Below are 11,081 nucleotides of genomic sequence, written 5' to 3'. Positions count from 1 at the left end.
AACGGCGCGAAGCGACACTTCCAGCGTACGCTTTCGGCGATTGGGTTTGAAGGGGTTTCCGCAAAAAGCGCCGCCCCATGCGTTTTCGGCTTGCGCGGTTGGCGTCTGTAGCGGTTTGCGATACGACTGCAGCGGTTTGCGTGATGCCTGCGGCGACTTGCGCGCTGTCGCTGCCAGCTTGCGCTCGCGAAATCGCGTTTGCTGGCAGGTTTTGACGGTTAGGGGTTGTTGTTTCGGGCTTGCGGAAGCAACCTAAGTGCCAAGCGTATTGACGCACCGCTTTGAACTGGGGAAACGAAAAGCGTGTCGATTAGTGCCGAGGCTGTGTGTCCGTGCAGCAACCTCAAACCGTCAAAACCTGCCAAGAATCGCAAGTTTTCGAGCGCAACCCCCCCCTGCGGACACATGGGGCGCCGCAGCCGAGCGCAGCCCGCCCCACGGACGCATGGGGCGCCGCAGCCCGCCCCGCGCGCGGACGCACGCAACAACGCAGCCGAACCCCCCCCGCATGGGGCGCTGCAGCCGAGCGCCCCCCTCCGCACGGGGCGCCGCAGCCCGCCCAACGTGCGTGCCCCCATCCCGCGCCCGCGCATTTACGCGCGGGATCGTCGTGCCGTGCGTTTTCGACGTGCTTTGCGGCGGCGGCAAACGACCGTGTTAAAATAACCAGTTGCTGTTGCGCCGCAGCCTTGCTCGCGCAGACGGCACATGCAGGCGCCCGCATCATCCGCGGAGCGCGCCGACCATCCGGCCGACGAGGCATCATGCGCCGCGCGGCCCCGAGAACAAAGGAAGCACCATGTCAAAGGGAACCTACTCGTTCACCACTCCGATCTACTACGTAAACGCAGCCCCGCATTTGGGCACGGCCTACGCTACCATCGCGCCGGACACCGTTGCGCGCTATCAGCGCATGAACGGCTACGACGTGGCGTTCGTGACGGGCATGGACGAGCATGGCCAGAAGGTGGCCGATACGGCGGCGGCCAAGGGCATGACCCCGCAGGATTGGTGCGACTCCATGGAGCCGGCGTTTCGCGATGCATGGGATATGCTGGATATCACGTACACCGATTTCGTGCGCACCACCGAGCCGCGCCATGCGCGTTCCGTCAAGAAGTTCTGGCAGGAGCTTTTCGACAAGGGCTGGTGCTACAAGGGCAGCTACGAGGGCTGGTACTGCGTGCACGAGGAAACGTACTACGCCGAGAGCGACCTTGAGAAGAACGAGGAAGGCGCGTTCGTCTGCCCCGATTGCAAGCGCCCCGTGCAGAAGGCGGGCGGCGAGGAGAACTGGTTCTTCAAGCTGTCCGAATTCCAGGAGCCGCTGCTCAAGTTCTACGAGGAGCATCCGGATTTCATCCGCCCCGAAACGCGCAGGAACGAGATCGTGTCGTTCGTGGCCGGCGGCCTGAAAGACCTGTCCATCAGCCGTTCCACGTTCGATTGGGGCGTGCCGCTGCCGTTTGACGAAAGCCACGTGGCGTACGTGTGGGCCGACGCGCTGATCGCGTACCTCACGGGCATCGGGTACGCCGACGACGAACGCTCCGACGAGTTCGAGCAGCGCTGGCCCATGCAGTACCATTTCGTGGGGAAGGACATCACGCGATTCCACTGCGTGATCTGGCCCGCCATGCTCATGGCCGCAGGACTGCCCATCACGCATACCGTGTTCGGGCACGGCTTCCTGCTGACCAAGGGCGAGAAGATGTCGAAGTCTCGCGGCAACGCCCTCAAGCCGGCCGATCTGGTAAAGGTGTTCGGTGTGGACGCGTACCGCTACTATTTCATGAGCGACGTCCAGTTCGGCAGCGACGGCTCCATTTCCATGGAGCGCATGGTGCAGGTGTACAACGCCGATCTGGCGAACACGTGGGGCAACCTGTGCAGCCGCGTGTTCAACATGACGAAGAAGTACTTCGACTCGAAGGTTCCGGAGGCACCGGCGTTCGCTGCGGAAAACCCGCTGCGCGAGATCTCCGACGAGCTGTATGCCGAATACGACGCGTGCATGTCCCAGGTTGACTTCACCGGTGCGGCGGCTGCGGTGCAGAAGCTTGCCGGTCGCGTGAACCTGTACGTGGAGGAGTCCGCGCCGTGGAACCTGGCGAAGTCCGAAGAGACGGCTGACCAGCTGAAAGCCGTTATCTACAATGCGCTCGAGGCCATTCGCATCATCGCGCTGTACATGGCTCCGTTCATGCCGAACACGTCGGCCGAGGTGTTCCGTCGCTTGAGTTTGGGCGACATCACGGCCGTGACCGACATCGAAGCCGCTACGGCATGGGGCCAGCTTCCCGCCGGCAACCAGGTGGAGATCGGCGATCCGCTGTTCCCGCGCTTGGATATGGACTCTATCGATCTGAATATGGAATAAGCGCGTTTCGCCGGCCGCCGGGTCGGCGGAACCACCCGACGCTGCGGTACGTTCTCGCACGAAGATCACGCGCGGGAGCGTACCTCGCTGACCTGGGGAGAACCTGCAAGAAAGAAAGGGCCTGCCCATGACCGACGAACGACAAGAACCCGTTTTCGACGACCCGCTGTTTCGTCAGAAGCGCAAGCATGGAACGTACCGCGTGGTAGAAGCGCCGCAGCTGGAGGCCGAGGTGGCCGATACGCACGTGCATTTGCAGCTGTTGCCCGACCCGTCGCTTGCGATCGCGCGCTGCGCCGCGCACAAGGTGGGCTTCCTTTGCACGATCGTCGATGCGTTCGAGGACGGGTCGACCACGTTCGATCGTCTGAATTCGTGGCGCTTCGAAGCGGCTGCCGCTGCGAAGCGTTTCACGGGATGGACTTGAAGCGATCCGTTTCCGCGCGTGCCGCGGATTCGCATTGCAACGGGATGCCATCCCCATAACGCGCGGTACTACGACGACGGGTTGGAAGCCGATCTGCGCGCGCGACTGGCCGATCCTCGCGTGTGCGCCGTCGGCGAGATAGGGCTGGACTTCCATTACGATTTCTCGCCGCGCGAAGATCAGCGCCGTGCGTTTCGCCGTCAGGTTCGCCTGGCGAAAGAGGCGGGGCTTCCCGTTGTGCTGCACGTGCGCGAGGCTCACGACGAGGCGCTTGCCCTCATGCGCGAAGAGGGCTTCCCTGCGGCGGGGACGCTGCTCCACTGCTTCAATTTGGGGTGGGACGTGCTGGAGCCGTGGGTCGAAGAGGGGTGCTATGTGGCCTTTGGCGGGCCGCTCACGTTCAAGAACGCCGACGACGTGCGCGATGCCGCCTCTCGCGTTCCGGAGAATCGCCTGGTCACCGAAACGGACGCTCCGTACATGACGCCTGAGCCCATGCGCGGCATGACCTGCGGTCCCGAGCACGTCATCTTCACCGCAGAGCGCATGGCGCAGGTGCGCGGGTGCGAGCCGGGGCAAGACCGCGCGACGCTTCTTGAGCGCATGATGGAAAACGCGCGCGATCTGTTGGATCGCCCTGCAACGGCGTGGCAGAAGGCGGCGTCCGAAGCTCGAGCAGCCGGTTCCGCAGGTGCTGCCTTGTCGCGCGAAGGGTTGTGATGCACGTGAATCGCCTGATTATATGCGGGTCTCCGCGCGCGCGAGGTCGTAGCGCGGCCTTGTGCGAGGCGATTCGGTGGGCGTACGAGGATGCGTGCCCCGACGATCGCGTCGACGTGGTCATGCTGTCCGACGTGCATATCGCGCCGTGCACGGGGTGCGATGTGTGCAGGCGAAACGTGCCCGGGCGCGACGAGCTGTACTGCATCATCGCCGACGACATGGTGCGCGTTCGCCGGCTGCTCAACGAGTGCGATCAGCTTGTCGTGGTGACGCCGGTGTACTTTGCCGGGGTCCCCGCGCAGTTCAAGGCGTTTCTCGATCGGCTGCAACCTTACTTTTGGACGAATCGCCGTCAAGAGCGGAAGCGCCCCGCTGACCTGCACGTGATGGGGGAGGGCGGCGATCCGCACGGATTCGGCCCGCTTGTGGGCACCGTGCGATCGGCTTTGGCCGTGGCGGGGCTTCGGCTGGATACGGTGCATGATTGGGTGGGCCTTATTCCGCCTGATGGCAGCGTGCCCGAAGGTACTGACGTTTTGACGGGCGGGCGCGTGCACCCCGCTTCGGCTTACACGTGCTCGGGCCCCGATGGCGTCCATCCGCGTGCGGTCGAGCCGCGCGCCGAAACTGCGACAGGAGATTCGCTATGACCAAGCTTTCGCCTTTGGCGAGCGTGGCTGAAACGCGTGCGGTTCTGGAAGCGCACGGCTTGACGACCAAGTACTCGCTTGGCCAGAACTTCCTCATCAACGACGCTATCCTGCAAAAGATCGTCGCGCTGTCCCAGGTGTCCGAAAGCGACGACGTGTTGGAGGTGGGCCCCGGAATCGGGACGCTTACCATCGCTTTGCTGAAGCATGCGGGGCGCGTCGCGTCGGTCGAGCGCGATGCGGATCTGCCTGCCGTGCTGGCGGAAACGCTTGCGCCCTGGGCGGACCGCTTTACGCTGATCAGCAAGGATGCGCTTGATTTGCGCACCGAGGACTTGCCGTTTTCCCCGACCAAGCTGGTAGCGAATCTTCCGTATGCGGTTGCCGCCACCGTGGTGCTCGATTACTTCGAGGGCTTTGCGTCGCTGGAAAGCGCCACCGTTATGGTGCAGAAGGAAGTCGCCGACCGCATGGCGGCGCAGCCCGGCACCAAAACGTACGGCGCGTACACCGTCAAGCTGCGCCTGTACGCGGAGCCGGCGGGTCGTTTTGCGGTGGGGCCGGGCAACTTCTTCCCGCCTCCGCGCGTGGAAAGCGCGGTCCTGCGGCTCGATCGTCGTCCCGTGTTCGACGAGGCCGGCGATCCGCTTGACGCCGCCGCCCTCAAGGCTGCTGCCGTGATGGCGGACGCATCGTTCGCGACGCGCCGCAAGACCATAGCGAATTCGTGCAAGACGTATTTCGGCGGGCGCGGTGCCGAGGGGGCGCGCGTGATCGAGCGCCTGCCCGAACTGCTTGATCATGCCGGCATCGACCCCAAGCGTCGTGGAGAAACCCTTGACCTGCCCGAGTTCATTAAGCTGGGAGCTGCTTTGCAGCAAATCGTTTAGGGGCGAAGCGGGGAGGCGGAGCCCGTGAGCCAGGGGAGACGCCTCGCCGGCGCAGCGCTCTTGCCTTGTTGCGGGCGGGCCAACGACCCGCCCATTTCTCGCGTCTTAGGCTGCGTTCTTGAAAGCTTGCAGCAGCTTTTTCCTGAGCGCCTTGCCTTTTCCGCATTTGGGGTTTGCGAGCGGACATGACTTTTTGCAACAAGGGCATGTCCGCCCCTCAATCGGACTTCCGCTTTTTTTCGCGGAAGCCTTCTTGCTTTTCTCGACGGCCTTCGCGGACTTTTTCTTCTTGGCGGCTTTCTTCTCCTGATCGCGTTTCTTTCCCATGGTGCTTCCTGCTCGTCCTCGTCCTTATATGATGCCAATAAAGTAGCATATAAGGACGAAGCTTGTGAACGAGCAAAACGAAAGCGACATAGTTTACCTAAGAAAACATTGCGTAGAGCACGCGAGCGATTCTGCATGAAAAAGGTTGTAAGGGGCTGAAAACATGCGAATTAAGGGGGATTCGTGCAGATTTCCCTCTGTATTGACTGTAATGGTATAATTTTAATTTGTTATCTCTGTATATAGCATAAGCGAGAAAGAGTGAGCATGGATTTAGCGAAACAAGCCAAAATCGTCGACTCCATTCATGATACGTTACATGACTTCGTCGGTCAACGCCTAAAAGTGCGCGCCAACATGGGCCGCTCCAAGATTGTTGAGAGCGAAGGCGTGCTCATGCAGGTGCACCCTCAGTTGTTCATCCTGGAGGTCGATCGCAAGCGCGGGCGCACCGCTCGTCAGTCCTACCAGTACGTTGACGTTCTAACCGGCATGGTTGAGCTTTCCCAGAACGGCGAGCCGCTGTTCGAGCCCTTCGTGCCCGAGGCCGAAGGCGCCGTTTCCGAGGTTAGCCCCGCTGAGGGAGAGAAAGTACTTTCCTAGCCTTTTGGCATACTTATAGAGAAGGCGGGCACCGTGCGAACGGGCCCGCCTTTCGTTTCGAGTCGCTTGACGCTTGGCCTACGCTTCGATCACGTTGCCTTCGGCGTTGACGAAGTACGCGGCAAGGATGGCGGGATGCTTGCGAGCGAAAGCGCATCCGCGCTCTATGCCCAGCGCCAGCAGCGTGGTCGAGTATCCTTCGGCGTCAATCGATCGGCGCGCGAGCACGGTTGCGCCCGCTGCGTCGGTTTGGACGGGGTACCCTGTTTCCGGGTTCAGGATATGATGGTACAGCGCGCCGTTCCGGGTGAAGCACCGCTCGTACACGCCGCTTGTTACTGCGGAAGCTTCCCTGATCGCAACAGCTCCTACCAGTGCATGCTTGTCGCGTGGGTCTTGCAACCCGATGCGCCAAGGGCTTCCGTCCGGCTTTTGCCCGTGCGCAACCACGTTGCCGCCTAAATTCACGATGAACGATTCAAGGCCGTGCGATGCTAGGAGTTCCGCCAGGCGATCGGCTATCCATCCCTTGGCTATTCCGCCTACGTCCACTGCCGCTTGCGGGTCGTCGAGCCGTGCTTCCCAGCCGCCGTCCGTTTGCTCCACGTGCACGCCGCGCCAATTCACATGGGAAAGGGCTTCCTCCAAGGCTATTTGATCAGGTATGACGCCCTTGTGGAAGTTCCAGAGGCGCACTGCAGCCCCCATGGTGATGTCGAACCGCCCTTCGCTGTCCGCGCAGTAGCGCAAAGCTTCGTTCAGAAGCTGGGCAGTATCGGCTCCAATGGGCGTCGACGCCCCCTCGGCAGCGTTGAGGCGCGCTATGTCCGAATGGGGAAGCGTGCGCGACAGCGATCGCTCGAACGAGCGGCAGGCAGCGCGCGCGTCTTCGAACGCGGTGCGGCATCGATCGGGGTCGGCGTAGGCTTGCAACGTGACGACGGTGTTGAACGCATAGAACCGATGCGTCATCATTCCGGTGTCGCTGGGGCCGTGCGTTTCGTGCTCGTGCTCGAGCGGTATCGCGTCGCGCTTGGGCGCGCCTGTTTCGAAAGTATCCATGCGCACAGTATACGGCAAAGCCCTTCACCGGGACGTTCGCTTCCTGCGGCAAGGAGCTTCCCGGACTTTTTGCAGACTGCTGCCTGATAGGAACAGCAAGCGGAACTTTCTTGTGCGGTTGCGACTGCGACTCGCCTTGGAGCTAGTCTTGCGGCTCTGAGGTGGAAACGTTCTGGCGGGCAATGCTGGATTGCTCGCTGATGGCGCGCACCACGTCGTCTCTCAGCGAGGGCACGTCGTCGGTCGAGTCCGCGGTGTCGAAAAGCGACGCGATGGCTTGCGAGAGTTCGATGATGCGGAGGTTCAGCTCGCGATCTGAAGATGTTCCCATGATCGTTTCCTTCCTTCTTTCGCTTGGCTTGTCGTCAATGATGCTCGGGCATGGCTTGCGGTTTTCTTCTTAGGCGCGTGACGATGCCAAGCAGGTAGCGCTCTACTTGGAGCATCGCTTTGTTGGCATTGCCGCTTGCGTGCACGAAGCAAAGTGGGATGGAGATAAGATCTTCGGGTGCAAGGGGCAGCGCAACGGCGTTCGGATAGAGTTCTTGCAAGGCTGGATCGTCGATGACGAACACCGCACCGTGCTCTTTGTCGAGAAAGCGCCGATGGGCCTCAACGAACGGTTCGAGCATAGTATAGCTTGGCTCGACGTTCTTCGCGCGAAGGTGGTCGGCTATGACGCCTTGGCAGTACCTGATGTCTTCTGGGGCCGCTAAAGGGGTTTTCCGAAGGTCCTCAAGGTGAATCGCGCTTCTTGATGCAAGCGGATGGTTTTGCGACACCATCAGGGACGGCTGAACGGAATGCAGCTTTATGCAAGTGATGTTCGGCTTGGTCACGCGGCCGAGGATGATGGCGCCGTCGATGAGTCCTTCTTCGACGGCGGACAATCCCGTGCTGCCCGCGTTGAACGACAAAGACAGCTTTATCTGGGGGTACGACGCGTTGAACGCCGAAAAGTCTTGGACGTGCAGCACGTTCCCTCGGCAGGGCGAGCACGCCACGGACACCGCTGCCCGGCCTTCTTTCGATTGCCCGGCTGCGTGGTCTTTCGCAAGCGATTCCAGGTCCGCCAAGCAGCAGAGCACTTCCGATGCGCGTATGCAGAACAGGCGGCCGAACTCGGTGGGCTCGACGGCACGTCCCGTCTTTTCGCAAAGACATACGTGGAGTTCGCGCTCTAGGTCGCCAACGGCTTTGGAGATTGCTTGCGGCGTCACGAAAAGCTTCTTTGCAGCCATGGAGAAACTGCCGTATCGCACGGTGGTTACGAAGTATTCCAGCTGACTGATGTTCATGGACGTCGTTCTTTCGAAGGGTTGGCCTCTCTGGTTCGCTCAGGTATAAATTTATCATAAAACATTAAATTGCTGTGTAGTTTTGCGAGTAAATGGATTGAATAAATCCCCAGATGATAGCCGTAATTTCAATACGTAATCCCTGGATTACATATTGAAGCTAACTATCATATATCAATTGTTTTGCTTGCAACATTTGATTGATCGTTGGTACGTTTTGTTCTTTTGGGGCAAGGGGGCCGCCACCATAATGCTTGACGTAAGCGATTCGACTGCGACGAGGAGCGTGTATGAAATTCGCCGAGGGTGTTGTTTCGTTCGAGTTTGCGGGAGTGACGCTTGTGGGGTGTCTTTCGACGGGGTACGTGATTGGCCTGGACGAGGCGGGCGCGGGCGTTTGCGCGCGCATGTTCAAGGAAAACGTGCCGGTGGAAGACGTTTCCGCTGTCGATCCTCTGCTGCTTGAGCACTTGGTCAAGGGAGGGTTCTTTCAGGAGGCCGTTGCGTCCGAGCGCGTGCTTTCCGCCTATCTTCACGTTACGCAGCGCTGCAATTTGACGTGCGCTGGGTGCTATTCCTTGGATGATCAGCGCAATGCGCTTGACGACGCTCCTCTTGCTGATGTTTTGCGCGGCGTGGACGAGCTGGCTGCCGCCGGCACATCGAGGTTGGTTGTTTCGGGCGGCGAACCGTTTTTGCGCGACGATCTTCCCGCTATTGTCGAGCATGCGAAGCGAACATGCGGCATGGCGTCGGTGACGGTGCTTTCCAACGGAACGTGCATGTCCCGTGCCGCTTTGGAGCGCATGGCGCCTTTTGTCGACTGCGTGTCCGTATCGTTCGATGGATGTTCTGAGGGCTCGCGGGCGTACATTCGTGGAAAGCAGCGTTTTTCCGAGCTGGTCGAAGCGGTGCGCATGGTGCGCGAAGCGGGCATCGCCGCGCATATTATCCCGACGGTTCATGCGCGCAACGTGGACGATCTTGTCGATTACGTGAGGCTGTCCAAGGATTTGGGAGCAACGCTCAACTTCAGCCTGCTTACCTGTGAGCCATCCGACGAGGTTTTGGGAGGCTTGCTGCCGGGGGATGAAGAGCTGCGCATGCTGGGTCGCTCTTTGCTGACGCTCGGAGAAGGCAAGCCGATTCCCGCCATGGACGCGCCGGTGGGGATGAGCCTGTCGGTTCGTCGAAACTGTGGGGCTGGCTACAATACGCTGAGTATTGCCGCCGATGGGACGATATACCCTTGCCACATGCTGCATCGTGGCGAATATGCGATGGGCAATGCGTTTTCCGGATCGGTGGCCGAGGCGCTCAGGTCAAACGTGTCGCGGATGTTCCGCATGCTCGACGCGGCGGAGTTCGAGGACTGCGGAGCGTGCCGTTACGTGCGAATCTGCGGGGGTGGCTGTCGGGCCCGCTCGCTGTTCGAATCGGGCGATTTGGAATCGAAGGATTCCTATTGCCTGATGACCCAGGCGTTTTACGATGCCTTGGGTCGAGCCATGTCCGAGTCCATTCAGGGAAGGAGGTAGGCCCATGCTGTTCTATAGCGATGTCGATCCGAAAGCGATCTGCTATCCTATTGGTATTAACGGTTCTTGCTTTGCAATAGGCATCTAGATCGGTTGGCGGGGAGGATTCTCCCCGCCTTCTAAGTTGCCGCGATCGCGATGTGCGGTCGGTGCAGAGCTTGCGCCGTCGTGATTTGTTTTCGGAAGGGGATGTGGGCATGTTCGGCGGTGAGCCTCTATCAGTGGAAGAGTCTTTGGCCAAGACGGGCAGGGTGTGCAAGACGATCAGCTTGCTCATGAAGGTTGTTTTCGTGTTGCTTTGCGCGTGGTGGCTGGCTTCTGCGAGCGTGATGGCTTTCTCGCTGATCGTTCCGGGCTTTTACGATTACGCGGTCACCCTCCCGTTTTTTCTGGTGTATATTGCCTCTTCGGCGGCGATGGCCACGGTTTGCGTGACGCTTATCAAGGTGTTTTCGGACGCATCGAAGGGCCGGTCTCCTTTTACCATGCTTCAGGTTCGCCGTCTGAGGGTTGTGTCGGCGTTCTTCCTGGTATACGCCGTGCTTGAGGTTGTGCTTACCAGCGTTGTCCCGTTCATGGCAGGCGGCGTTGACGAAGGCTTTGTTCCCACGTTGAACCTCTTTCCCTTTGTTGCTTCGGCGGTCATCTTCGCTTTTTCGTTTGTGTTCAAATACGGCGTACTTCTTCAGGAATTCTCGGACGAAACCATATAGGTGGATACATGCCAGTTGTCCTTACACTTAATAGCGTTATGGCGGACCGGGGCATTTCGCTGAACGATCTGGCGGATAAGGTCGGCATTACTAACGTGAACTTGTCTCGCATCAAGACGGGCAAGGTGAAGGCCATGCGGTTTTCGACGTTGGGGATGTTGTGCGAGGTGCTGCAGTGCCAACCTGGCGATATCCTTTCGTATATGTCGGACGAAGAGTATCGGGTCGAGTTCGGCGTCGATCCCTCCGATGATGGGTACGCTGAGCCTTGACGGATTCGGTCCTGGGCCCCGTTCGTGTACATTTTGCAGAGTGCCGCAAAATGCCATTTGACAAATGGGCCCGATACGGGCAAAATGTTGCCTCGCGCGATAAGCGCACATGCCGTGGGGATGTAGCTCAGCTGGGAGAGCATCACGTTCGCAACGTGGGGGTCGTGGGTTCGAATCCCATCATCTCCACCACGGAAT

Annotated in this window: 12 protein-coding genes and 1 tRNA gene; 10 read left to right on the top strand and 3 right to left on the bottom strand. The window is 60.1% G+C overall.

The genetic code is table 11. The features are described 5' to 3' along the window. Positions 1-799 precede the first annotated feature (799 nt). The 6 genes from metG (at position 800) to ACMNI9_RS04285 (ending at position 6,000) form a co-directional block, all read left to right on the top strand. Entirely contained in the window at positions 800-2,380 is a 1,581-nt protein-coding gene (gene metG, locus ACMNI9_RS04310) for a methionine--tRNA ligase (RefSeq protein ID WP_216529018.1), read from the top strand. Between the two features lie 127 nt (positions 2,381-2,507). Then, positions 2,508-2,807, top strand: coding sequence for a nitrate ABC transporter substrate-binding protein (locus ACMNI9_RS04305; RefSeq protein ID WP_114566484.1), 300 nt, complete (start codon positions 2,508-2,510; stop codon positions 2,805-2,807). A gap of 18 nt (positions 2,808-2,825) precedes the next feature. Beyond that, entirely contained in the window at positions 2,826-3,527 is a 702-nt protein-coding gene (locus ACMNI9_RS04300) for a TatD family hydrolase (protein ID WP_216529019.1), read from the top strand. Beyond that, on the top strand, positions 3,527-4,180 hold the full coding sequence (locus ACMNI9_RS04295) for a flavodoxin family protein (RefSeq protein WP_231088248.1): 654 nt from the start codon (positions 3,527-3,529) through the stop codon (positions 4,178-4,180). The genes ACMNI9_RS04300 and ACMNI9_RS04295 overlap by 1 nt, the downstream gene beginning before the upstream one ends. Continuing rightward, positions 4,177-5,070 carry a 16S rRNA (adenine(1518)-N(6)/adenine(1519)-N(6))-dimethyltransferase RsmA gene (rsmA, locus tag ACMNI9_RS04290; RefSeq protein ID WP_216529020.1) on the top strand — a complete coding sequence of 298 codons (894 nt, stop codon included), beginning with the start codon at positions 4,177-4,179 and terminating at the stop codon, positions 5,068-5,070. Before ACMNI9_RS04295 ends, rsmA begins: the two co-directional genes overlap by 4 nt. Positions 5,071-5,664: 594 nt before the next feature. Next, positions 5,665-6,000 (top strand): Veg family protein, encoded by a 336-nt coding sequence (locus ACMNI9_RS04285; protein ID WP_114566488.1) that lies wholly within the window; start codon positions 5,665-5,667, stop codon positions 5,998-6,000. Positions 6,001-6,078: 78 nt separating this feature from the next. Here the strand turns inward: ACMNI9_RS04285 and ACMNI9_RS04280 are convergent, their stop codons facing one another. From ACMNI9_RS04280 to ACMNI9_RS04270, 3 genes are all read right to left on the bottom strand, one after another. Continuing rightward, positions 6,079-7,062: an FAD:protein FMN transferase gene (locus ACMNI9_RS04280; protein ID WP_216529021.1), complete on the bottom strand. Its 984-nt coding sequence runs from the start codon at positions 7,060-7,062 to the stop codon at positions 6,079-6,081. 142 nt (positions 7,063-7,204) lie between these two features. Then, positions 7,205-7,393: a phenylalanyl-tRNA synthetase subunit alpha gene (locus ACMNI9_RS04275; RefSeq protein WP_114566490.1), complete on the bottom strand. Its 189-nt coding sequence runs from the start codon at positions 7,391-7,393 to the stop codon at positions 7,205-7,207. A 34-nt stretch (positions 7,394-7,427) separates the two neighbouring features. After that, positions 7,428-8,360: a LysR substrate-binding domain-containing protein gene (locus tag ACMNI9_RS04270; RefSeq protein ID WP_418830994.1), complete on the bottom strand. Its 933-nt coding sequence runs from the start codon at positions 8,358-8,360 to the stop codon at positions 7,428-7,430. A gap of 290 nt (positions 8,361-8,650) precedes the next feature. On the opposite strand from ACMNI9_RS04270, the gene ACMNI9_RS04265 reads away from it, so the two are divergent. The 4 genes from ACMNI9_RS04265 to ACMNI9_RS04250 all read left to right on the top strand — a co-directional run bounded on the left by ACMNI9_RS04265 (position 8,651) and on the right by ACMNI9_RS04250 (position 11,075). Beyond that, positions 8,651-9,898 carry a radical SAM protein gene (locus tag ACMNI9_RS04265; protein ID WP_418830992.1) on the top strand — a complete coding sequence of 416 codons (1,248 nt, stop codon included), beginning with the start codon at positions 8,651-8,653 and terminating at the stop codon, positions 9,896-9,898. Between the two features lie 197 nt (positions 9,899-10,095). Further along, on the top strand, positions 10,096-10,611 hold the full coding sequence (locus ACMNI9_RS04260; RefSeq protein ID WP_225748654.1) for a DUF2975 domain-containing protein: 516 nt from the start codon (positions 10,096-10,098) through the stop codon (positions 10,609-10,611). Positions 10,612-10,619: 8 nt separating this feature from the next. Further along, positions 10,620-10,883 carry a helix-turn-helix domain-containing protein gene (locus ACMNI9_RS04255; protein ID WP_114566494.1) on the top strand — a complete coding sequence of 88 codons (264 nt, stop codon included), beginning with the start codon at positions 10,620-10,622 and terminating at the stop codon, positions 10,881-10,883. A gap of 116 nt (positions 10,884-10,999) precedes the next feature. Beyond that, positions 11,000-11,075, top strand: a tRNA-Ala gene (locus ACMNI9_RS04250). The last annotated feature ends 6 nt before the right edge of the window (positions 11,076-11,081 follow it).

The organism is Paraeggerthella sp. (genome assembly GCF_048427265.1).
In the GTDB taxonomy this organism is placed as follows: Bacteria; Actinomycetota; Coriobacteriia; order Coriobacteriales; family Eggerthellaceae; genus Paraeggerthella; species Paraeggerthella hominis.
Note: the sequence above shows the minus strand (reverse complement) of the source record. Positions and strands in the feature narration are given on the sequence as shown.

Bases quoted from the DNA above. Each gene is read 5' to 3' on its own strand.
- metG (WP_216529018.1), top strand. From the start codon at position 800: ATGTCAAAGGGAACCTACTCGTTCACCACTCCGATCTACTACGTAAAC.
- ACMNI9_RS04305 (WP_114566484.1), top strand. From the start codon at position 2,508: ATGACCGACGAACGACAAGAACCCGTTTTCGACGACCCGCTGTTTCGT.
- ACMNI9_RS04295 (WP_231088248.1), top strand. From the start codon at position 3,527: ATGCACGTGAATCGCCTGATTATATGCGGGTCTCCGCGCGCGCGAGGT.
- rsmA (WP_216529020.1), top strand. From the start codon at position 4,177: ATGACCAAGCTTTCGCCTTTGGCGAGCGTGGCTGAAACGCGTGCGGTT.
- ACMNI9_RS04285 (WP_114566488.1), top strand. From the start codon at position 5,665: ATGGATTTAGCGAAACAAGCCAAAATCGTCGACTCCATTCATGATACG.
- ACMNI9_RS04280 (WP_216529021.1), bottom strand. From the start codon at position 7,062: ATGGATACTTTCGAAACAGGCGCGCCCAAGCGCGACGCGATACCGCTC.
- ACMNI9_RS04275 (WP_114566490.1), bottom strand. From the start codon at position 7,393: ATGGGAACATCTTCAGATCGCGAGCTGAACCTCCGCATCATCGAACTC.
- ACMNI9_RS04270 (WP_418830994.1), bottom strand. From the start codon at position 8,360: ATGAACATCAGTCAGCTGGAATACTTCGTAACCACCGTGCGATACGGC.
- ACMNI9_RS04265 (WP_418830992.1), top strand. From the start codon at position 8,651: ATGAAATTCGCCGAGGGTGTTGTTTCGTTCGAGTTTGCGGGAGTGACG.
- ACMNI9_RS04260 (WP_225748654.1), top strand. From the start codon at position 10,096: ATGTTCGGCGGTGAGCCTCTATCAGTGGAAGAGTCTTTGGCCAAGACG.
- ACMNI9_RS04255 (WP_114566494.1), top strand. From the start codon at position 10,620: ATGCCAGTTGTCCTTACACTTAATAGCGTTATGGCGGACCGGGGCATT.